This is a genomic window from Klebsiella sp. KPN54798 (genome assembly GCF_021184225.1).
Taxonomy (GTDB): Bacteria; Pseudomonadota; Gammaproteobacteria; order Enterobacterales; family Enterobacteriaceae; genus Klebsiella; species Klebsiella pneumoniae.
The window spans coordinates 2,936,636-2,958,806 of record NZ_CP089234.1 but is presented as its reverse complement, the minus strand read 5'-3'; the positions used below and the strand labels follow the sequence as shown (position 1 = coordinate 2,958,806).

At 60.3% G+C, this 22,171-nt stretch carries 20 protein-coding genes; 15 read left to right on the top strand and 5 right to left on the bottom strand.

The window, feature by feature from the left end:
- Positions 1-313 precede the first annotated feature (313 nt).
- The gene (paaZ, locus tag LPQ25_RS14340) at positions 314-2,359 is read right to left on the bottom strand and encodes a phenylacetic acid degradation bifunctional protein PaaZ (protein WP_014907688.1); all 2,046 of its coding nucleotides are present in this window, start codon (positions 2,357-2,359) and stop codon (positions 314-316) included.
- Between the two features lie 286 nt (positions 2,360-2,645).
- Here paaZ and paaA point away from each other — a divergent pair, with 286 nt between their 5' ends.
- The 14 genes from paaA (at position 2,646) to LPQ25_RS14270 (ending at position 14,235) form a co-directional block, all read left to right on the top strand.
- Positions 2,646-3,575 (top strand): 1,2-phenylacetyl-CoA epoxidase subunit PaaA, encoded by a 930-nt coding sequence (gene paaA, locus LPQ25_RS14335; RefSeq protein WP_002902764.1) that lies wholly within the window; start codon positions 2,646-2,648, stop codon positions 3,573-3,575.
- Positions 3,576-3,586: 11 nt separating this feature from the next.
- Positions 3,587-3,874 (top strand): 1,2-phenylacetyl-CoA epoxidase subunit PaaB, encoded by a 288-nt coding sequence (gene paaB / locus LPQ25_RS14330; RefSeq protein WP_002902768.1) that lies wholly within the window; start codon positions 3,587-3,589, stop codon positions 3,872-3,874.
- A gap of 7 nt (positions 3,875-3,881) precedes the next feature.
- A complete protein-coding gene (paaC, locus tag LPQ25_RS14325) occupies positions 3,882-4,637 on the top strand; it encodes a 1,2-phenylacetyl-CoA epoxidase subunit PaaC (RefSeq protein WP_002902769.1) in 756 nt (251 codons plus the stop codon).
- A gap of 11 nt (positions 4,638-4,648) precedes the next feature.
- The gene (gene paaD, locus LPQ25_RS14320; RefSeq protein ID WP_004183846.1) at positions 4,649-5,146 is read left to right on the top strand and encodes a 1,2-phenylacetyl-CoA epoxidase subunit PaaD; all 498 of its coding nucleotides are present in this window, start codon (positions 4,649-4,651) and stop codon (positions 5,144-5,146) included.
- A gap of 7 nt (positions 5,147-5,153) precedes the next feature.
- Positions 5,154-6,224, top strand: coding sequence for a 1,2-phenylacetyl-CoA epoxidase subunit PaaE (gene paaE, locus LPQ25_RS14315; RefSeq protein ID WP_014907686.1), 1,071 nt, complete (start codon positions 5,154-5,156; stop codon positions 6,222-6,224).
- Positions 6,221-6,988 (top strand): 2,3-dehydroadipyl-CoA hydratase PaaF, encoded by a 768-nt coding sequence (gene paaF / locus LPQ25_RS14310; protein WP_014907685.1) that lies wholly within the window; start codon positions 6,221-6,223, stop codon positions 6,986-6,988. Before paaE ends, paaF begins: the two co-directional genes overlap by 4 nt.
- A 2-nt stretch (positions 6,989-6,990) precedes the next feature.
- On the top strand, positions 6,991-7,779 hold the full coding sequence (gene paaG, locus LPQ25_RS14305) for a 2-(1,2-epoxy-1,2-dihydrophenyl)acetyl-CoA isomerase PaaG (RefSeq protein ID WP_114507465.1): 789 nt from the start codon (positions 6,991-6,993) through the stop codon (positions 7,777-7,779).
- Positions 7,780-9,204, top strand: coding sequence for a 3-hydroxyacyl-CoA dehydrogenase PaaH (gene paaH, locus LPQ25_RS14300; protein WP_014907684.1), 1,425 nt, complete (start codon positions 7,780-7,782; stop codon positions 9,202-9,204).
- A complete protein-coding gene (paaI, locus tag LPQ25_RS14295) occupies positions 9,194-9,616 on the top strand; it encodes a hydroxyphenylacetyl-CoA thioesterase PaaI (RefSeq protein ID WP_002902876.1) in 423 nt (140 codons plus the stop codon). The genes paaH and paaI overlap by 11 nt, the downstream gene beginning before the upstream one ends.
- The gene (gene pcaF / locus LPQ25_RS14290) at positions 9,616-10,821 is read left to right on the top strand and encodes a 3-oxoadipyl-CoA thiolase (protein ID WP_048336754.1); all 1,206 of its coding nucleotides are present in this window, start codon (positions 9,616-9,618) and stop codon (positions 10,819-10,821) included. The genes paaI and pcaF overlap by 1 nt, the downstream gene beginning before the upstream one ends.
- A 26-nt stretch (positions 10,822-10,847) precedes the next feature.
- Entirely contained in the window at positions 10,848-12,164 is a 1,317-nt protein-coding gene (paaK, locus tag LPQ25_RS14285; RefSeq protein ID WP_004148224.1) for a phenylacetate--CoA ligase PaaK, read from the top strand.
- Positions 12,165-12,283: 119 nt separating this feature from the next.
- Positions 12,284-13,210 (top strand): phenylacetic acid degradation operon negative regulatory protein PaaX, encoded by a 927-nt coding sequence (gene paaX / locus LPQ25_RS14280; RefSeq protein ID WP_014907682.1) that lies wholly within the window; start codon positions 12,284-12,286, stop codon positions 13,208-13,210.
- A 9-nt stretch (positions 13,211-13,219) separates the two neighbouring features.
- A complete protein-coding gene (gene paaY / locus LPQ25_RS14275; protein WP_002902883.1) occupies positions 13,220-13,816 on the top strand; it encodes a phenylacetic acid degradation protein PaaY in 597 nt (198 codons plus the stop codon).
- 8 nt (positions 13,817-13,824) lie between these two features.
- Positions 13,825-14,235 carry a GFA family protein gene (locus LPQ25_RS14270; RefSeq protein WP_024940864.1) on the top strand — a complete coding sequence of 137 codons (411 nt, stop codon included), beginning with the start codon at positions 13,825-13,827 and terminating at the stop codon, positions 14,233-14,235.
- 36 nt (positions 14,236-14,271) lie between these two features.
- Here the strand turns inward: LPQ25_RS14270 and azoR are convergent, their stop codons facing one another.
- Positions 14,272-14,877 carry an FMN-dependent NADH-azoreductase gene (gene azoR, locus LPQ25_RS14265; RefSeq protein ID WP_002902889.1) on the bottom strand — a complete coding sequence of 202 codons (606 nt, stop codon included), beginning with the start codon at positions 14,875-14,877 and terminating at the stop codon, positions 14,272-14,274.
- 261 nt (positions 14,878-15,138) lie between these two features.
- Here azoR and hrpA point away from each other — a divergent pair, with 261 nt between their 5' ends.
- Positions 15,139-18,984, top strand: coding sequence for an ATP-dependent RNA helicase HrpA (gene hrpA, locus LPQ25_RS14260; protein WP_228975730.1), 3,846 nt, complete (start codon positions 15,139-15,141; stop codon positions 18,982-18,984).
- A 47-nt stretch (positions 18,985-19,031) separates the two neighbouring features.
- Here hrpA and LPQ25_RS14255 read toward each other — a convergent pair whose 3' ends face one another.
- The 3 genes from LPQ25_RS14255 to LPQ25_RS14245 are packed head-to-tail and all read right to left on the bottom strand — an operon-like array spanning position 19,032 to position 22,168.
- Positions 19,032-19,706 carry an O-methyltransferase gene (locus LPQ25_RS14255; protein ID WP_004151576.1) on the bottom strand — a complete coding sequence of 225 codons (675 nt, stop codon included), beginning with the start codon at positions 19,704-19,706 and terminating at the stop codon, positions 19,032-19,034.
- Positions 19,707-21,086, bottom strand: coding sequence for an efflux transporter outer membrane subunit (locus LPQ25_RS14250; protein WP_014907680.1), 1,380 nt, complete (start codon positions 21,084-21,086; stop codon positions 19,707-19,709).
- A complete protein-coding gene (locus LPQ25_RS14245) occupies positions 21,083-22,168 on the bottom strand; it encodes an HlyD family secretion protein (protein ID WP_002902965.1) in 1,086 nt (361 codons plus the stop codon). Before LPQ25_RS14245 ends, LPQ25_RS14250 begins: the two co-directional genes overlap by 4 nt.
- Positions 22,169-22,171: the final 3 nt, after the last annotated feature.

The following is a 22,171-nucleotide window of genomic DNA, read 5'->3' as shown; positions in this document are numbered from 1 at the left end:
GAGAATGTGCGCTGATTTTTTTGCCGGGTGGCGGCTGACGCCTTACCCGGCCTACGGTCCGTGCGGCCTGCCGTTAATTTATTCACCATTCTTGCTGGCCCGAGCCCGGGGTACAGGGGCGGCGGCGACTGGCCGCCCCTGTGCGCTCCCTGCGCTATGCCAGGCATAACGCAGACGATTAACCGGGAGCGCAATGTGCGCTGAAGCCACAGATAACATAAAGGACTTCCCGGGGCGAAACCGTTGCAAACCGATTGCTGTATCAATGGCTAAAGGGTCGGCCAACAGAGCGCCAGCGATCTATTTTTCGCTATCACGCCGGGAAATCTCCCTGTTGACGCGCCACCAGGGTCAGAATGGAATACAGCGCCACCGCCTGCTGGTGCTGATTGAAAATCTCCACCGCCCATTCCACCACGCCGGTGGCTTTCTCATCGGCGCTGCGCTGACGTTTGACCGTTTTCCGCTTACAGGTCAGGCGAACCTGAATGGTGTCGCCCGGTTTGACCGGCTCAATAAAGCGCAGGTTTTCCATCCCATAGTTGGCGATAACCGGCCCGACGCCGGCATCGACGAACAGCCCGGCCGCGGCGGAGATCAGGAAATAGCCGTGGACCACCCGCTCGCCAAAAATCGACTCGGCGGCGGCGATTTTGTCCATGTGCGCGTAGAAATGATCGCCGCTCAGGCAGGCGAAGTTAACGATATCCGCTTCGGTCAGGGTTCGGCGCGGGGTTAATAAGCTGTCGCCAGGCTGAATCTCTTCGAAATATTTGCGGAACGGGTGAATGCGGTCTTCGCTCACCTGGGCGCCGCGCACCCACTGCTGGCCGATGGTCGCCAGCATCGTTGGGCTGCCCTGGACCGCGGTACGCTGCATATAGTGTTTCACCGAACGCAGCCCGCCAAGCTCTTCTCCGCCGCCAGCGCGGCCGGGACCGCCGTGCACCAGCTGCGGCAGCGGCGAACCGTGGCCGGTTGACTCGACCGAGGACGCCTCGTTCAGTATCTGAATACGGCCATGGGCGCGGGCGGCGCCGAGGATAAACTCGCGCGCCAGCTCGCCGCTGGCGGTGACCAGCGTCCCCGCCAGACTGCCGCCGCCGGCGCGCGCCAGCGTCAGCGCATGCTGGCGGTCGCGATACGGCATCAGCGTCGCCACCGGACCAAAAGCTTCAATGGCGTGAACCACCGGCGTTTCATCCGGCTGTGAGCAGTACAACAGGGTCGGCGGGAAAAATGCGCCGGCCGCGCTGAGATCCGCCTCTCCACCGAGCAGTACTTCGCAGCCAGCGGCTATCAGCTTATTGACGCTCTCCTGTACGTCCTGACGCTGTTCGCTATTAACCAGGGCCCCCATCTTAACGCCCTCCTGCGCAGGGTCACCGATGGTTACTTTATGCAGGCGGGAGATCAGTGCATCGCTAACCGCATTAATCTGAGCCAGTGGCACAATGATTCTGCGGATAGCGGTACATTTTTGCCCGGCTTTCGCTGTCATCTCGCGGACCACTTCCCGAATAAACAGCGCGAATTCCGGTTGCTCCGGAGTGACGTCTTCGCCTAACACGCAGCAGTTGAGTGAATCTGCTTCCATGGTAAAGGGAATGGATTTGGCTACCAGGTTAGGGTGCGCCCGTAGCTGCTGGCCGGTGGCGGCTGACCCGGTAAAGGTCACCACGTCCTGGCTATCGAGGTGGTCGAGCAGATCGCCCGCGCCGCCGCAAATCAGGCTGATGGCGCCCTCCGGCACCAGGCCGCTGTCGACAATCGCTTTCACCATTGCCTGGGTGAGCTGGGCGGTAGCGGTGGCCGGTTTAATGATCGCCGGCATACCGGCAAGCCACGTGGGCGCCAGTTTTTCCAGCATTCCCCAGCAGGGGAAGTTGAAGGCGTTGATATGGACGGCGACGCCTGATTTCGAGGTTAGCACATGACGCGCGGCAAAACCGCCCTGTTTGGAGAGCGGGATGAGCTCGTCTTCCGGCCACAGGATATCGTCCGGTAATTCTCGACTACCGAGCCCGGCATAGGTGAAAAGGGTACCGATACCGCCTTCAATATCCACCCAACTGTCGGCGCGAGTGGCGCCGGTTTGCGCGGAGATGGCGTAGAACTGGTCTTTCTGCTCCAGCAGGTGTTTCGCCACCGCTTTCAGCATCGCGCTGCGTTCAATAAAGGTCATCGCCTGCAGGGCTTTACCACCGCGCTCAATCGCGAAGCGGCGCGCCTGCGCCATATCCAGGCCTTCACTGGTCACCTCCCAAAGCGCCGCGCCGGTGATGGCGTGATGGATAGTACGGGCGCGGCCCCGGCCGGTCTGCCAGGCGCCGGATAAGTAGCTGGCTAACTGCTGCATCGCAAATCTCCAAATGTGTTACGTGTGATATCTATAAATAGTTCTTTTATGAATCATAAAATGCAAGCCCGTATTTAATAAATTATTAACATTGTGATCGCGATGGGGTTACGCCTTATGCTTAAATTACTGTATTTATTGTGGTTTACAAAAGATTTTGCGGAGATTATCACAAAAAGAGCAAACAAAATTTGTGGTTTTATTTAACCAATATGTAACCTTCAATAAACAAAGTGATTCACATAAATGTTTTTGTTGTGAATATCGGAATCATAAAGGTGATGACGTGACAGAAGAACAACGCTTTGACCAGCGCATCGCGCAGGAAACGGCCATCGAACCGCAGGACTGGATGCCGGATGCCTACCGTAAGACCTTGATTCGGCAGATAGGCCAGCACGCGCACTCGGAGATCGTCGGCATGCTGCCGGAAGGCAACTGGATCACCCGCGCGCCGACGCTGCGCCGCAAAGCGATCCTGTTGGCTAAGGTACAGGATGAGGCTGGACACGGGCTGTATCTCTATAGCGCCGCGGAAACCCTTGGCTGCGCCCGGGAAGACCTGTATCAGAAGATGCTCGACGGGCAGATGAAATACTCCTCCATTTTTAACTACCCGACCCTCAGCTGGGCGGATATCGGCGTGATCGGCTGGCTGGTCGATGGCGCGGCCATCGTCAACCAGGTGGCGCTGTGCCGGACCTCCTACGGCCCCTATGCCCGGGCGATGGTCAAAATCTGCAAAGAAGAGAGCTTTCACCAGCGTCAGGGTTTTGAAGCCTGCATGGCGCTGGCGCAGGGCAATGAGGCGCAGCGGCAGATGCTGCAGGACGCCATTAACCGCTTCTGGTGGCCGGCGCTGATGATGTTTGGCCCTAACGATGACAACTCGCCGAACAGCGCCCGCAGCATGGCGTGGAAAATCAAACTGCACTCCAACGACGAGCTACGTCAGCGCTTCGTCGACAATACCGTGCCGCAGGTAGAGATCCTCGGTATGACCGTCCCGGACCCGGATTTGCAGTTTGATGAAGCCAGCGGCCACTACCGCTTCGGCGAAATCGACTGGCAGGAATTTAACGAGGTGATTAGCGGCCGTGGCATTTGCAATCACGAGCGGTTGGCCGCCAAGCGTAAGGCCTGGGAAGAGGGCGAATGGGTGCGCGAAGCCGCGCTGGCCCATGCGCAAAAACAGCAGGCCCGCAGCGCGGCATGAGGAGAGACAACATGAGCAAAGTTTATTGGCCGTTATATGAAGTGTTCGTTCGCAGCAAACAGGGGTTATCCCATCGTCACGTCGGCAGTCTGCACGCTGCCGATGATCAAATGGCGCTGGAGAATGCCCGTGATGCCTACACCCGCCGCAGCGAAGGCTGCTCAATTTGGGTGGTGAAGGCCAGCGAAATCGTTGCTTCGCAGCCGGAAGATCGCGGCGAATTCTTCGACCCGGCGGAAAGCAAAGTCTACCGTCATCCGACTTTCTATACCGTGCCGGACGGCATGGAACATATGTGAGGCGGCGATGAATAACCCTAACCCCGTAGCCACCTACGCCCTGCGGCTTGGCGACAATGGTCTGGTTCTGGCCCAGCGTTTAGGCGCCTGGTGCGGACATGCTCCCGAGCTCGAGATCGATCTTGCGCTGGCCAATATCGGCCTCGACCTGCTCGGCCAGGCGCGCAATTTTTTAAGCTATGCCGCCGAGCTTAACGGTTGCGGCGACGAAGATACGCTGGCTTTTGGCCGCGATGAGCGCCGGTTCAGCAACCTGCTGCTGGTGGAGCAGCCAAACGGCAATTTTGCCGACACTATCGCCCGCCAGTTCTTTATCGACGTCTGGCATGTCGCCCTGTTCAGCCGGCTGGTGAACAGCCGCGACGCGCAGCTGGCGGCCATTGCCGCTAAAGGGCTGAAAGAGGTGCGTTACCACCAGCGCTTTAGCCGCGGCTGGCTGGAGCGTCTGGGTAACGGCACCGAATTATCAAATCGCAAAATGCAGCAGGCGGTCGACAATCTGTGGCGCTTCACCGGCGAACTGTTCCTGGCTGATGAAGTGGAGCTCAGCCTGGTTGAGCAGGGCATTGCGGTTGATCCGCGTGAACTGCAGGCCGAATGGCAAAGCGCGGTACACACGGCGCTTCTCGACTCCGGCTTACAGATCCCGCAGGAAGCGGCCTTCCGCAGCGGCGGCAAACAGGGGCTGCACAGTGAACATCTCGGCCCGCTGCTGGCGGAGATGCAGTATCTGCAGCGTTCGCATCCCGGACTGCAGTGGTAAGTGAGGTGACTATGCAACGTCTTGCCGATATCGCTCCTGCAGAGGTTCGCACCATCTGGGGATTATTAAGCGCGATCCCGGATCCGGAAGTGCCAGTACTCACCATCACCGACCTTGGTATGGTGCGCAGCGTCGCGCGCCATGGCGACGGCTGGGTGATTGGCTTTACCCCGACCTATTCGGGCTGTCCGGCGACGGAGCATCTGCTGGGGGAGATCCGCACGGTCATGAGCGAGCATGGCTTTCAGCCGGTACATATCGTCCTGCAGCTGGATCCGCCGTGGACCACCGACTGGATGAGTCAGGATGCCCGCGAGCGCCTGCGCCAGTACGGCATCAGCCCGCCCCAGGGGCACGCCTGCCATGCGGACATGCCCGTTGAGGTGAGCTGTCCGCGCTGCGGCAGCGCCCATACCTCGCTGATAAGCGAATTCGGTTCCACGGCCTGCAAAGCGCTCTATCGCTGCGACAGCTGCCGGGAACCTTTTGATTACTTTAAATGTATTTGAGGTTGCCATGACGACGTTCCATTCGCTTAAGGTGGCGAGAGTCGAGCCGGAAACCCGCGATGCGGTGACCATCACTTTTGCGATCCCGCAAGCCCTGCAGGCGGAATACTGTTTTCGCCCGGGCCAGCATCTGACGCTAAAAGCCCGTCTGGGCGGCGAAGAACTGCGCCGCTGTTACTCCATTTGTCACAGCCGCACGCCAGGCGAAATTAGCGTCGCGGTCAAAGCCATCGACGGCGGACGCTTCTCGCGCTACGCCCAGCACGATATCCAGCAGGGTATGGAGCTGGAGGTGATGGTGCCGCAGGGGCATTTCGGTTATCAACCGCAGGCCGAACGGCAGGGAGAATATCTGGCGATTGCCGCCGGCTCCGGGATCACGCCGATGATGGCGATCATTAGCGCGACGCTGGCGACCGAGCCGCAAAGCCGCTTTACGCTGATCTACGGCAACCGCAGCAGCCATAGCATGATGTTCCGCCAGGCGCTGGCCGATTTAAAAGACCGCTATCCGCAGCGCCTGCAGGTGATCCACCTGTTTAGCCAGGAGTCGATGGACAGCGATCTGCTACAGGGGCGCATTGACGGCGACAAACTGCGCCAGCTCGCTGACCATCTGCTGGATTTCAGCCGTTTCGACGAGGCCTTTATCTGCGGTCCGGCGGCGATGATGGACGAGGCGGAAGCGACGTTACGTGAACTTGGCGTAGCGGAGAAATCGATTCATCTCGAACGCTTTAATACCCCAGGCGGCAATGTGAAGCGCGCTGCCGGCGTGCAGGCGGAAGGGCGCACGGTGACCATCCGCCAGGACGGGCGCGATCGGCTTATCGCCCTCAGCGCCGAAGACGACAGCATCCTGGATGCCGCATTGCGTCAGGGCGCCGATCTGCCGTTCGCCTGTAAGGGCGGGGTATGCGCCACCTGTAAATGTAAAGTGCTGCGCGGCGAAGTGGCGATGGCCGCCAATTACAGCCTGGAAGCGGATGAGCTGGCGGCAGGCTACGTGCTGAGCTGCCAGTCGCTGCCGACAAGCGGCGACGTGGTGGTCGACTTTGACGCGCGGGGGATGGCATGAGTGACCTGCTGATCCACCGTCATGGCCGGGTGCTTCAGTTGACGCTGAACCGCCCGCAAGCCCGCAACGCGCTGAACAATGCCTTATTAACCCAGATTGCCGAGGCGCTGGAGGCCGCGGCAGTTGATGACAGCGTCGGCGTCTGCGTTATTCGCGGTAACGCGCGTTTTTTCGCCGCCGGGGCTGACCTCAATGAAATGGCGGAAAAAGATCTGCCTGCCACCCTGGATGATATTCGCCCACGGTTATGGGCGCGAATCGATGCTTTTACTAAGCCGCTCATCGCCTCGGTCAACGGCTACGCGCTCGGCGCCGGCTGCGAGCTGGCTCTGCTGTGCGACCTGATTGTCGCCGGGGACAACGCCCGCTTTGGCCTGCCGGAAATTACCCTCGGCATTATGCCGGGCGCGGGCGGCACCCAGCGGCTGATCCGCAGCGTTGGCAAGGCGCTGGCCAGCCGGATGGTGCTGAGCGGCGAGAGTATTGACGCCCGCCAGGCGCAGCAGGCCGGGCTGGTCAGTGATATCCATCCGGCGGCGTTAACCGATGAGTATGCCCTGAAACTGGCAACCACCATTGCCCGCCATTCGCCGCTGGCGCTACGGGCGGCAAAACAGTCGCTGCGCCTGTCGCAGGAAGTCAGCCTGCAGGCCGGTCTGCAACAGGAGCGCCAGCTGTTTAGCCTGCTGAGCGCCACCGAGGACCGCCGCGAAGGCATCGACGCCTTCTTACAAAAACGTACCCCGGAATTTAAAGGACGCTAATCGTGGAAGCTATCATTCTCAGCGCAGTGGAGCAGGGCGTCATGACCATTACCCTCAATCGCCCGGACCGCCTCAACAGTTTTAACGATCTGATGCATCACCAGCTGGCGGAATGTCTGAAGCAGGCCGAGCGCGATGATGGCGTGCGCTGCCTGCTGATCACCGGCGCCGGCCGCGGTTTTTGCGCTGGCCAGGATTTGAACGACCGCAATGTCGACCCCAGCGGCCCGCCGCCGGATCTTGGCATGTCGGTAGAACGCTTTTACAACCCGTTAGTGCGCCGTCTGGCGGCGCTGCCGAAACCGGTCATCTGCGCGGTTAACGGCGTGGCCGCCGGCGCGGGCGCTACCCTGGCGCTGGGCTGCGATATCGTGCTGGCCGCGCGTTCGGCCAAATTTGTGATGGCGTTCAGCAAGCTCGGCCTGGTGCCGGACTGCGGCGGCAGCTGGTTCCTGCCGCGGGTGGCCGGCCGTGCGCGCGCGATGGGGCTGGCGCTGCTGGGCGACAGCCTCAGCGCGGAACAGGCCGCGCAGTGGGGGATTATCTGGCAACTGGTGGACGATTCAGAACTGGCGGATACCAGTCTGCAACTGGCGCGCCATCTGGCGGCGCAACCGACGTTTGGTCTTGGGCTGATTAAAAAGGCGCTGCTGGCTTCTGAAACCAACAGTCTCGATGCGCAGCTGGACCTGGAGCGCGATTATCAGCGTCTGGCCGGGCGCAGCGATGATTACCGCGAAGGGGTCAGCGCGTTTCTGGCCAAACGGCCACCACAGTTCAGCGGGAAATAGATGATGACGACATCCTTAGTCAACGTGGCGGTGATCGGCAGCGGCACCATGGGGGCCGGCATCGCCGAAGTGGCTGCCGCCGCCGGGCATCCGGTGCGTATTTTTGATATTAACCCTAAGGCTGTAGACCTGGCGATAGAGGGTATCGCCGGGCGCCTGGCGTCACGCGTTGCGCGGGGCAAACTGGCGTCAGAGCAGGCCGATGCGCTGCTGGCGCGCCTGCATCCGGCCCACGATTTAGCCGCACTTGCCGATGCGGATTTAGTGATCGAAGCGGCCTCTGAACGGTTGGAGGTCAAAACGGCGCTGTTCACGCAGCTGGCGGCGATCTGCGCGCCGTCAACGCTGTTGACCAGTAATACCTCGTCTATTTCGATTACCGCTATCGCCGCCGGGGTCAAAAACCCGGAGCGGGTGGCCGGACTGCACTTTTTTAATCCGGCGCCGGTGATGAAGCTGGTCGAGGTGGTGAGTGGTCTTGCGACCTCCACAGAAGTGGTGGAGCAGCTGTGCCAGTGCGTAAGCGGCTGGGGGAAACAGCCGGTACGCTGCCGCTCAACGCCCGGTTTTATCGTTAACCGCGTAGCGCGTCCGTTCTACGCTGAGGCCTGGCGCGCGCTGGAAGAGCAGGTCGCCGCCCCGGAGGTTATCGATGCCGCTTTGCGTGACGGCGGCGGTTTTCCTATGGGACCGCTGGCGCTGACGGACCTGATTGGCCAGGACGTCAACTTCGCCGTGACCTGTTCGGTGTTTAACGCCTTCTGGCAGGACCGCCGCTACCTGCCATCGCTCCTCCAGCAAGAGCTGGCGCTGGCCGGGCGGCTAGGTAAAAAGAGCGGCCACGGCGTCTATCGCTGGCCCGCTGAGATACTGCCGGACGCGGCGCTGCCGCCGGTAATGATGGGTGCTGAATCCGTTACCGTCAGAAGTGACAACGTCACTGAATTAGACGATGTCTTGCTGCTGGAGACTGAAGGCGAGACCGCCCTGGCGCTGAGTATTAAGCATCACCGCCCGGTGGTGGTGTATGACCTGTGCGCCAGCGATACGGTGGTGCTGGCCGCAGCGGCGACCAACGCGCCTGCGGCCACTGATAAGGCCGTGCATTACTTCCAGCAGCAGGGCAAGAAAGTGCTGCGTATTGCCGATTATCCCGGCCTGCTGGTGTGGCGCACGGTGGCGATGCTGATTAACGAAGCGCTGGATGCGGTGCAAAAAGGCGTCGCCAGCCCGCAGGATGTCGATACCGCGATGCGCCTTGGCGTCAACTATCCGCATGGCCCGCTGGCATGGGGAGAACGCCTTGGCTGGCGGCGGGTGCTGCAACTGCTGGAGAACCTGCAACACCATTATGGCGAGGAGCGCTATCGCCCCAGTTCCCTGCTGCGCCAGAAGGCGCTGATGGAGAAGCACCATGAGCAATGATCCGTGGCGCAACGCGCGCGTGATGTACGAAAAAGATACCTGCGCCAGAAAGATGGGGATCGAACTTATCGAAATGGACGACGGTTTTGCGCAGATGAGTATGACCGTCTCGGCGGACATGCTTAACGGCCATCAAACCTGTCACGGCGGTCAGCTATTTACGCTTGCCGATACCGCTTTCGCCTACGCCTGTAACAGCCAGGGGCTGGCGGCGGTGGCCTCGGCGGCAAGTATTGATTTTCTTCGTCCGGCGTTTGCCGGCGACCGGCTGGTCGCCACCGCCAGAGTCAAACAGCAGGGCAAGCTGACCGGCGTCTACGACATCGAAATTGTTAATCAACAGCAAAAGATTGTGGCCCTGTTCCGCGGCAAATCACACCGCATCGGCGGCACAATCACGGGAGACGTGTAATGCGCGACGCCTTTATTTGTGACGGGATCCGTACGCCGATTGGCCGCTACGGCGGCGCGCTGGCCAGTGTGCGCGCCGACGACCTGGCGGCGATCCCGCTGCGTGAGCTCCTGAGTCGTAATCCCGGGCTCGACCCGGCAGCAATTGATGATGTGATTTTCGGCTGTGCGAATCAGGCCGGGGAAGATAACCGCAACGTGGCGCACATGGCGACGCTGTTGGCCGGTTACCCGCATACCGTGCCGGGCACCACGATTAACCGCCTGTGCGGATCGGGTCTGGATGCCATCGGCTTTGCCGCCAGGGCGATCAAAGCCGGCGATGCCGATCTGCTGATTGCCGGCGGCGTGGAATCGATGTCGCGTGCGCCTTTCGTGATGGGAAAAGCCAGCGCGCCGTACCAGCGTCAGGCGGAACTCTTTGATACCACGATTGGCTGGCGTTTTGTGAACCCGCTCATGGCGCAACACTTCGGAACTGACAGCATGCCGGAAACGGCCGAGAATGTAGCTGAATTGTTAATTATCAGCCGGGCCGATCAGGACGCTTTCGCCTGGCGCAGCCAGCAGCGCGCGGCGCAGGCCCAGCGCGACGGCATTCTGGCGCAGGAGATTGTGCCGGTGCAGATTGTCGGCCGGAAAGGGGCGGTTAGCGACGTGCGCGAGGACGAGCATCCGCGCCCGGAAACCACGCTTGAGCAGCTGGCGAAACTGAAAGCGCCGTTCCGCCAGGGCGGCGTCATTACTGCGGGCAATGCTTCAGGCGTCAACGATGGCGCCGCGGCGCTGATCATCGCCAGCGAACAGCAGGCCGCTATCCAGGGGCTCACGCCGCGGGCGCGTATCGTGGCGATGGCGACGGCGGGTGTCGAACCGCGCCTGATGGGACTGGGGCCGGTACCGGCGGTGCGTAAAGTGCTGGAGCGGGCGGGACTCAATATTAACGATATGGATCTGATTGAGCTGAATGAGGCCTTCGCCGCCCAGGCGCTGGGGGTGCTCAGACAGCTCGGCGTGCCGGACGATGCGGCGCACGTGAATCCCAACGGCGGCGCCATCGCGTTAGGCCATCCGCTGGGCATGAGCGGCGCGCGGTTAGCGCTGAGCGCCAGCCTTGAGCTGCAACGCCGGGGCGGGCGCTATGCGCTGTGTACGATGTGTATTGGCGTGGGTCAGGGCATTGCCATGATCCTCGAGCGAGTGTGAGCTAATTTACCTGCGAGTACCCTACAATGATAACTACTACAAAATTAGATCCGATTGAAACCGCATCGCGTGACGAACTGCAGGCCCTGCAAACCCAGCGCCTGAAATGGACGCTGAAGCATGCGTACGAAAATGTGCCGATGTATCGCCGCAAATTCGACGCCGCTGGCGTGCACCCTGACGACTTTCGGGAATTAAACGATCTGCAAAAATTCCCCTGCACCACCAAACAGGATCTGCGCGACAACTATCCCTTCGATACCTTCGCGGTGCCGATGGAGCAGGTGGTGCGCATTCACGCCTCTTCCGGCACCACCGGCAAACCGACGGTGGTGGGATATACGCAAAACGATATTGATAACTGGGCCAATATTGTCGCCCGTTCGCTGCGCGCGGCCGGTGGTTCAGCAAAAGATAAAATTCACGTCGCCTACGGCTACGGCCTGTTTACCGGCGGCCTTGGCGCGCACTACGGCGCGGAACGTTTGGGCGCGACGGTGATCCCGATGTCCGGCGGACAGACCGAAAAACAGGCGCAGCTGATCCGCGATTTCCAGCCGGATATGATCATGGTGACGCCGTCCTACTGTCTGAATCTGATTGAAGAGCTGGAGCGCCAGATGGGCGGCGATGCCCGCGGCTGTTCATTGCGGGTCGGCGTCTTTGGCGCTGAGCCGTGGACGCTGGCGATGCGCGCGGAAATCGAGCGCCGGCTGGGGATCACCGCCCTGGATATTTACGGTTTGTCGGAAGTCATGGGACCGGGCGTAGCGATGGAGTGTCTGGAAACCGTTGACGGCCCGACTATCTGGGAAGACCACTTCTTCCCGGAAATCGTCAACCCGGACGACGGTACGCCGCTGGAAGATGGCGAGCATGGTGAGCTGCTGTTTACCACCTTGACCAAAGAAGCGCTGCCGGTGATCCGCTATCGTACCCGCGATCTGACGCGCCTGCTGCCGGGAACCGCGCGGACCATGCGCCGCATGGATCGCATCAGCGGACGCAGCGACGATATGCTGATTATCCGCGGGGTTAACGTCTTCCCCTCGCAGCTGGAAGAGGAGATCCTCAAGTTTGAACACCTGGCGCCGCACTATCAGTTAGAGGTCAATCGCCGAGGTCATCTGGATTCGCTGGCGGTGCGCGTTGAGCTGAAAGAGAGCGGGCTGGCGCTGAGTCATGAACAACGCTGCCAGATTTGCCATCAGTTGCGTCACCGTATTAAGTCGATGGTCGGGATCTCCACCGATATTACTATCGTCAACTGCGGCAGCATTCCGCGCTCGGAAGGGAAAGCCTGTCGGGTATTCGACCTGAGAAAAGCGGTGGTTAGCGGTTAATCCTCTCTCCGGCTGCGTGGCTGCGCGGCAGGCACCCGGCTGAAGCGTTTGCGCCGTCAGCCGGGGAGTTTCCTGTGCTATGATTCATAAAGGAAAAATATAACAACAGAATGAATCAGATGAGTAAACTCGACGCCTTTATTCAACAAGCGGTGACGGCGATGCCCATCAGCGGCACGTCATTAATTGCCTCGCTGTATGGCGACGCTTTATTACAACGCGGTGGGGAAGTGTGGCTGGGCAGCGTCGCGGCGCTGCTGGAAGGATTAGGCTTCGGCGAGCGCTTCGTACGCACCGCGCTGTTTCGCCTCAATAAAGAAGAGTGGCTTGATGTTGTCCGCATCGGCCGGCGCAGCTTCTATCGCCTGAGTGATAAAGGGCTGCGCCTGACCCGGCGCGCGGAGCATAAAATTTATCGCGCCAGTGCCCCGGAATGGGACGGTACCTGGCTGCTGCTGCTTTCGGAAGGCCTGGAGAAAAATGTGCTCGCCGACGTTAAAAAGCAGCTGCTGTGGCAGGGGTTTGGCGCGCTGGCGCCGAGCCTGCTGGCCTCGCCGTCGCAAAAGCTGACCGATGTCCAGTCTCTGCTCCACGAAGCGGGCGTCGCCGAAAACGTCATCTGTTTTGAAGCCCATTCGCCGCTGGCGCTCTCCAGGGCGGCCCTGCGCAGCCGGGTGGAGGAGTGCTGGCATCTCACCGAACAAAATGAGATGTACGAGGCGTTTATCGCCTTGTTCCGACCTCTACTGCCGCTGCTGCGCGATTGCGACCCGTCAGAGTTGACGCCGGATCGCTGTTTCCAGATCCAACTGCTCCTTATCCATTTCTATCGCCGGGTGGTGCTCAAAGACCCGCTGCTGCCGGAAGAGCTCCTGCCGGCGCATTGGGCAGGGCAAACCGCCCGCCAGCTGTGTATCAATATTTATCAACGCGTGAGTCCCGGCGCGCTGGCGTTTGTCAGCGAGAAAGGTGAGAGCTCGGTGGGCGAGCTCCCGGTGCCGGGTCCGCTCTATTATCAGCGCTTTGGCGGTTTGCCGGGCGCATAAGGAGGTTGCATGCCGATATATCAGATTGATGGGCTGACGCCGGTGGTGCCGGAGGAGAGTTACGTTCACCCGACCGCGGTGTTGATTGGCGACGTGATCCTCGGCAAAGGGGTCTATGTTGGGCCCAACGCCAGCCTGCGCGGCGACTTCGGGCGCATCGTGGTCAAAGACGGTGCCAATATTCAGGATAACTGCGTGATGCATGGCTTCCCCGGCCAGGATACGGTGGTGGAAGAGGAGGGCCATATCGGCCACGGCGCTATTCTGCACGGCTGCGTGATTGGCCGCAACGCGCTGGTGGGCATGAGCGCGGTGATTATCGACGGGGCGGTCATTGGCGAAAACAGCATTGTCGGCGCTTCGGCCTTTGTCAAAGCCAACGCCGAGATGCCCGCCAACCATCTGATTATCGGCAGCCCGGCAAAAGCGATTCGCACCCTGAGCGAACAGGAGCTGGCGTGGAAAAAACAAGGTACCCGTGAATACCAGGCGCTGGTGGAACGCTGTAAGCAGACGCTGCACCAGGTGGAGCCATTACGGGAAGTCGAAGCAGGGCGTAAGCGGCTGGCGTTTGATGAAAACCTGCGGCCAAAAGCCGCAACCTGAGGGGTAAAATTATGGCAGAGAAATTATCCGCTCACTGTCACTGCGGTGCGGTGGCGTTTACCGTGGAACTCAGCGACGGCTTCAACACCGTTCGGCGCTGTAACTGCTCATATTGTCGCATGCGTGGGGCGGTCGCGGTCTCTTCGCCGCGTTCAGGAATAGAGGTGGTACGCGGAGGGGATAAGCTCACAGAGTATCGCTTTAATACAGGGGAAGCCGTGCACTTTTTCTGCTCGGTATGCGGGATCTACACCTTTCATCAACGGCGATCAAACCCACAGCAGTATGGGGTGAATGTGGCCTGCATTGACGGCGTTTCGCCTTTCGATTTCCCTTGCGTGGAGGTCAACGACGGCGTGAATCATCCAAAGGATGGCGGCGGAGGCGTGGTGGGGTATTTACGCTACGAGAAAAAGTAAAACTCTCCTCCCGCAGGAAGCGAGAGGAGTGAAATATTAGGCTGCAACCACGCTGTCGATGGCCGCTTTCGCGTCAGACTGCGCTTTGGCCGCGACTTCCGGGCCGTAAGCGATACCTTCGGCGAACACAAAGTTCACGTCGGTGATGCCGATGAAGCCGAGGAAGGTGGACAGGTATGGGGTGACCAGGTCGGTCGGAGTATCTTTATGGATACCGCCGCGGCTGGTAACGACGACCGCGCGTTTACCGGTTACCAGACCTTCCGGCCCTTTCTCGGTGTAGCGGAAGGTGACGCCGGCGCGAGCCACCAGGTCGAAATAGTTTTTCAGCTGCGTCGGGATGTTGAAGTTGTACATCGGCGCAGCGATAACAATCACATCATTGCCTTTCAGTTCGGCGATCAGCTCGTCGGAAAGGGCCAGCGCTTCCTGCTGACGCGGAGTCAGCGGCGCGTCGCTCGGACGCAGGGCGCCAACCAGTTCGCCATCCAGAACCGGGATCGGATTGGCGGCCAGGTCACGCACGGTGATCTCATCGCCAGGGTGTTTTTCCTGCCATTGTTCAACAAAATAGTCGGAAAGCTGACCAGATTGTGAGTACCCTGCCAGAATACTGGATTTCAGAACTAATACTTTGCTCATGGGAGTTTCCTTTTTTTAATGTGATTGACGGGTCAATGCCCTGGTGCTTGTTGACACTGTATTCACAATCGCGCCACAGAGATAGCGCAATATATCGAATCCTATGTTCAGATTTTTTGAACAAGGCACGAATGACACAGATGTGGTACTCTAAGGCAATACTTCAAAAGAGATTTTCCCGGCAGAGCTCTGCCCGATAACGCTATGACAGAACAACAAAAAATCACCTTCCCCCAGCTTTATCAACAGCTCGACGGCCTGATGCTGCGCGACAAAACGCGCTTTGCCCGCCGTCTGCACGGCGTGAAGAAGGTTAAAAATCCTGAATCGCAACAGGCCATTCTGCAGGAGATGGCGCTGGAGATAAGCCAGGCAGCCGGTAAAGTCCTGCTGCGCGAAGCGGCGCGTCCGGCCATCACCTATCCGGAAAACCTGCCGGTTAGCCAGAAAAAACAAGAGATTCTCGAGGCGGTGCGCGACCACCAGGTGGTGATCGTCGCCGGGGAGACCGGTTCGGGTAAAACCACCCAGCTGCCCAAAATCTGCATGGAGCTGGGGCGCGGGCTGAAAGGACTCATCGGCCATACCCAGCCGCGTCGCCTGGCGGCGCGGACCGTCGCCAATCGTATTGCCGAAGAGCTGCAGAGCGAGCCGGGCGGCTGCATCGGCTATAAAGTCCGCTTCAGCGACCACGTCAGCGAAAACACCATGGTTAAGCTGATGACCGACGGTATCCTGCTGGCGGAGATCCAGCAGGATCGTCTGTTGATGCAGTACGACACCATCATTATCGATGAGGCGCACGAGCGCAGTCTGAATATTGACTTTCTGCTCGGCTATCTGAAAGAGCTCCTGCCGCGCCGCCCGGACCTGAAAATCATCATTACCTCGGCGACCATCGACCCGGAACGTTTCTCAAAGCATTTCAATAATGCGCCGATTATCGAAGTCTCCGGGCGGACTTACCCGGTGGAAGTGCGCTATCGGCCGATAGTGGAAGAGGCGGACGATACCGAGCGCGATCAGTTACAGGCGATCTTTGATGCGGTTGACGAACTGGGGCGCGAAGGGCCCGGCGATATTCTGATCTTTATGAGCGGTGAGCGGGAAATTCGCGATACCGCCGATGCGCTGAATAAGCTGGATCTGCGCCATACCGAAGTGCTGCCGCTGTACGCCCGCCTGTCCAACAGCGAGCAGAACCGCGTCTTCCAGCCGCACAGCGGGCGGCGCATCGTGCTGGCGACCAACGTGGCGGAAACCTCGCTGACCGTGCCGGGCATTAAGTACGTTATCGATCCCGGTACTGCGCGTATCAGCCGTTACAGCTACCGCACCAAGGTGCAGCGCCTGCCGATCGAGCCGGTTTCCCAGGCGTCCGCCAACCAGCGTAAGGGCCGCTGCGGCCGCGTTTCGGAAGGGATCTGTATTCGTCTTTATTCAGAAGACGATTTCCTGTCGCGCCCGGAATTTACCGACCCGGAGATTCTGCGCACCAACCTGGCGTCGGTCATCCTGCAGATGACCGCCCTGGGCTTAGGCGATATCGCCGCCTTCCCGTTTGTCGAAGCGCCGGATAAGCGCAATATCCAGGACGGCGTACGCCTGCTGGAAGAGCTGGGCGCCATCACCACCGATGAGCAGGCCACCGCCTATAAGCTGACGCCGATGGGCCGCCAGCTCAGCCAGCTGCCGGTGGACCCACGTCTGGCGCGGATGGTGCTGGAGGCGCAGAAGCACGGCTGCGTGCGGGAAGCGATGATCATCACCTCCGCGCTGTCGATCCAGGACCCGCGCGAGCGGCCGATGGACAAACAGCAGGCCTCTGACGAAAAACATCGCCGCTTCCACGATAAAGAGTCCGATTTCCTCGCCTTCGTCAATCTGTGGAACTACCTCGGCGAGCAGCAGAAGGCGCTGTCGTCGAATCAGTTCCGCCGCCAGTGCCGGGTCGATTTTCTTAACTATCTGCGCGTGCGCGAGTGGCAGGACATCTACACCCAGCTGCGCCAGGTGGTGAAAGAGCTTGGCCTGCCGATCAACAGTGAGCCGGCGGAATATCGCGAGATCCATACTGCGTTGCTGACCGGTCTGCTGTCGCACATCGGCATGAAGGATGCCGATAAGCAGGAGTTTACCGGCGCGCGCAACGCCCGCTTCTCTATTTTCCCGGGTTCCGGCCTGTTTAAAAAGCCGCCGAAGTGGACGATGGTTGCGGAGCTGGTCGAGACCAGCCGCCTGTGGGGGCGTATTGCCGCCCGCATTGAGCCGGAGTGGGTGGAGCCGGTAGCGCAGCACCTGATCAAGCGCTCATACAGTGAGCCGCACTGGGAGCGGTCGCAGGGCGCGGTAATGGCGACGGAAAAGGTCACCGTTTACGGCCTGCCGATCGTCGCCGCGCGTAAGGTCAACTACAGCCAGATCGACCCGGCGCTGTGCCGCGAACTGTTTATCCGCCATGCGCTGGTGGAGGGCGACTGGCAGACGCGTCACGCTTTCTTCCGCGATAACCTGAAGCTGCGGGCGGAAATCGAAGAGCTGGAGCATAAGTCGCGCCGCCGCGACATCCTGGTGGATGACGAGACGCTGTTCGAGTTCTACGACCAGCGCATCAGCCACGACGTCATCTCCGCCCGCCACTTCGATAGCTGGTGGAAGCGGGCCAGCCGTGAAACCCCGGATCTGCTCAATTTTGAAAAGAGCATGCTGATTAAAGAGGGGGCGGAGCAGGTCAGCAAGCTGGACTACCCGAACTTCTGGCATCAGGGCAACCTCAAGCTGCGGCTTAGCTACCAGTTTGAACCGGGCGCTGACGCCGACGGCGTGACGGTGCATATTCCGCTGCCGCTGCTCAACCAGGTGGAGGAGGCCGGATTTGAATGGCAGATCCCTGGCCTGCGTCGCGAGCTCATTATCGCGCTGATAAAATCGCTGCCGAAGCCGGTACGGCGCAATTTCGTCCCGGCTCCCAACTATGCGGAAGCGTTTCTTGGCCGGGCGGCGCCGCTTGAGCTGCCGCTGCTCGATTCGCTGGAGCGCGAGCTGCGTAAGATGACCGGCGTGACCATCGACCGCGAAGCCTGGCAGTGGGATCAGGTGCCCGATCACCTGAAAATCACCTTCCGGGTGGTGGATGATAAAAACAAGAAGCTGCAGGAAGGGCGCTCGCTGCAGGCGTTGAAAGACGCCCTGAAGGGCAAAGTGCAGGAGACGCTGTCGGCGGTCGCTGATGACGGTATTGAGCAGAGCGGGCTGCATATCTGGAGCTTTGGCACCCTGGCGGAAAGTTACGAACAGAAGCGCGGTAACTATAAGGTGAAAGCCTGGCCGGCGCTGGTGGACGAGCGCGACAGCGTGGCCATCAAGCTGTTTGATAATCCACAGGAACAGCAGCAGGCCATGTGGCGCGGTCTGCGTCGCCTGCTGCTGCTCAACATCCCGTCGCCGATTAAGTATCTGCACGAGAAACTACCGAATAAAGCCAAGCTTGGGCTCTACTTTAACCCGTACGGCAAAGTGCTGGATCTGATTGACGATTGCATCTCCTGCGGTGTTGATAAGCTTATCGACGAGGCGGGCGGTCCGGTGTGGACGGAAGAGGGCTTTAGTCAGCTGCACGATAAAGTGCGAGCCGAGCTCAACGACACGGTGGTGGAGATCGCTAAACAGGTCGAGCAGATCCTTACCGCGGTGTTCAATATCAACAAACGGCTGAAAGGCCGGGTGGATATGACCATGGCGCTGGGGCTGTCGGATATCAAAGCGCAGATGGCGGGTCTGGTGTATCGCGGCTTTGTCACCGGCAACGGTTTCCGCCGTCTTGGCGATACGCTGCGCTATCTGCAGGCGATTGAAAAGCGTCTGGAGAAGATGGCTATCGATCCGCACCGCGATCGGGCGCAGATGCTTAAGGTGGAGAGCGTGCAGCAGGCGTGGCAGCAGTGGCTGAATAAGCTACCGCCGAACCGCCGTGAGGACGACGATGTCCGCGAGATCCGCTGGATGATCGAGGAGCTGCGGGTCAGCTTCTTCGCCCAGCAGCTAGGCACCCCGTATCCTATCTCGGACAAGCGAGTGTTGCAGGCGATGGAGCAAATTACCCCATAGCCTGGCTGGTTGTCCCCGGTGGCGCTGCGCTTACCGGGGCTACTTGCTTAAGCGTTTACCCACGCCAGAGTAAAGCCGTCCCAGCCTTTAGTGCCCACGGTTTGCAGCGCCGTTGCCGTCAACCGTGGCTCGGCGCCCATCATCTCAATGAACTGACGCACGCCCTGAACGCGCTCGTCGGCGCTCTGTGGGTTGACCACTTCGCCGTCGCGTACCACGTTATCGCCAATAATTAAGGTTCCTGGGCGGGAATAACGTAGCGCCCAGCGCAGATAATGGGGGTTATTCGGCTTATCGGCATCGATGAAGATCAGATCGAAAGCGGGACATTCGCCAAGCGACTCCAGGGACTGTAGCGCGGGTCCCTCCCGTAGCGTGACCCGCTGGTCAACGCCCGCCAGCTGCAGATTCTCCCGCGCCACCTGGGCATGATGCGCGTCGGCCTCCAGGGTGAGGAGTTGGCCGTCTGCAGGAAGCTCGCGCGCCATCCAGATGGTGCTATAGCCGCCGAGGGTGCCGATCTCCAGTATCCGCTTAGCCTGGGTTAGCCGTACCAGCAGGGCGAGAAACTGACCCTGATTGGCGGCGACATCGTGTGCCGGGAGCCCGGCACGATGGTTGTTTTCCAGTACCCGATCGAGCACAGGATCGCCGGGAATTAAGGCCTTAATCAAATAATTGTCTACTGCCGACCACTGTTGTTGCATATGACGCTTCCCCATTTAGCTCCCTGATGAGTCAGACCAGCCGCCTCCCAGCGCCCGGTACAGAGCGATCTGCGCCAGCAGCAGGTTGTTCTTCACCTGCACCACGCTAAGCTGGGTGGAGAACAGCGTTCGCTGGGCATCAAGCACATCCAGATAAGAAGAGTAGCCGTTACGGTAGCGGTTTTGTGCAATACGTAAGGTTTCCTGGGCAACGGTCTCTTGTTCCTGAAGCTCGGTTAACTGTTCGCCATAGCGACTGATGGCGTCCAGGCTGTCATTGACCTCTTTGAACGCGCTGCGCACCGTTTTCTCATAGCTATAGAGCGCCTGGTTGCGCTGGGCCATGGAGACGTCCACCTGGGCATTTAACGCCTGGCGGTTTAGCAGCGGCGCCAGAATACTGCCGCCAAGACTCCACAGCCGCAGCGGGTTGTCCAGCAGATCCGGCAGCGTCCGGTCCTGCAGGCTGCCGGTAGCGGTCAGGTTAATAGAGGGCAGCAGCTGCGCCTGCGACGAGGCCAGCGTGGCGTCGGCGGCCACCAGCTGGCGCTCGGCCTGAGCGATGTCCGGACGGCGGTTGAGCAAGGTGGACGGCAGCTGCGACGGCAGACGCAGCGGGGTAAGCTGGGCGAACTCGCCGCGTTTTACCGCGCCAGGGTTATCGCCGAGCAGCACGCTGAGCGCATTTTCCTGCTGCGCAATCTGGTGCTGTAGCGGCGGGATCTGCGCCCGCGTTGACCGCAGCTCCGAATCCGCCTGCATCAGCTCAAGGCGTGAAGTATACCCGGTTTCAAACTGACGTTTGGCCAGGCGCCACGCGTCTTCCCTTGATGTTAGCGTCTGCTGGGTCACCCGCAGCTGCTCATCCAGCGACAGCAGCGTAACGTAGCCAACGGCCACCGAGCTGGCGACGCTCAAATTGGCGGCGGCGGCGGCGGCTTTCTGCGCCTCAAGGCTGGCCCCGGCGGCGTTGGCCGCGCTGCGGTTCGCTCCCCAGATATCGACATCATAGCTGGCGGTCAGGCCGCCCTTATACAGTGTGCTGTGGATCGGCAGGCCGGTGGCGGCGGACTGCGTCCGGGCGCGGGTGCCGGTGAGGCTGGCGTCCAGTGACGGAAACAGGCTGCTGTCGGCGGCGTAAGCGCGCGCCTGATACTCATTCACCCGCTCGCGGGCGATCAGCACATCGCTGTTATAGCGCAGCGCCTGGTCGACATACTGATTGAGGGTACTGTCATGAAAATTGCGCCACCATACGCCCTCCACCGGGCTGGCCGGGCCAACGTCGGCCCGCCAGGCGGCAGGAATGGTCAGGGTCGGCTGTGCGCGCTGCACATCGGCGGATTGACAGCCGACCAGCGCCAGAACGATAGCAAGGGCGACCGGGCGGATCATGGTTGTTTCTCCGCACGGGTATCAATAGTCACCTGCACCGACATCCCCGGCCGCAGGCGTTCGCTGTTGTTTTGCCCGTCGTTGACCGTAATACGCACCGGGATGCGCTGGGCGATCTTGACGAAATTGCCGGTGGCGTTGTCCGGAGAGATGGCGCTGAACTCCACCCCGGTCGCCGGGGAGATACTCTGCACCTTGCCGTGGAAGGTCTCGCCGTTGAGCGCGTCTACGGTGAAGGTGACCGGCTGGCCAACGCGTACTTCGGCCAGCTGGGTCTCTTTGAGGTTGGCAATCACCCAGTGCTGCGGCGGAACCAGCGAGGTCAGATGGGTCCCGGCGCTGACATAGGCGCCAAGACGCACCGAGATCTGCCCCAGCTGGCCGCCGGTGGGGGCGATAATCTGGGTATTCTGCAGGTCGATCTGCGCCAGCTCAAGCGCCGCTTTGGCGCTGGCCACGTCGGCCTCCAGCGAATCGCGATTGACGATGGTCGATTCACGGTCCTGGCGCGACATCTCCAGCGCCGCTTTCGCCTGCTCAATATCCGCCGCCCCTTGCGCCGCGCTGGCCCGCGCCGAATCACGTTCGCGGATCGACAGCGAACCGTCGGCGGTTAACTGCTGGATGCGTTTTAAATCGGCCTGGATTTTCAGATTCTGCGCGCGGGCGTTTTGCAGCGCGGCTTCATTCTTGGCGATCGTCGCCTCGGCGCTTTTGCGCTGTTGCAGGTTATTGCGCAGCGCGGCCTCTTTCATCGCCAGGGTAGCCTGGGCCTGATGCACCCGCTGTTTATAGATGCGATCGTCTATCTGGAACAGCACCTCGCCCGGCTGGACAATCGCGAAATCTTTGACGTTGACGGCAGTGATATAGCCGTTGACCTGCGGGCTAATAAAGGTGGTCTGCCCGCGCACATAGGCGTTGTCGGTAAACTGGCTATGACGAGTGAACGGCGGCAGTTGCCAGGCGTAGAGGATCACCAGCACGCCGACGAGGCCTATCGCCGCGGCGGTAAAAATGGAAACCACGCGAATATTATTCCGGGTGTTGGCCTGTTGTTTGGCCGCATCCTGCTGACTCATAAC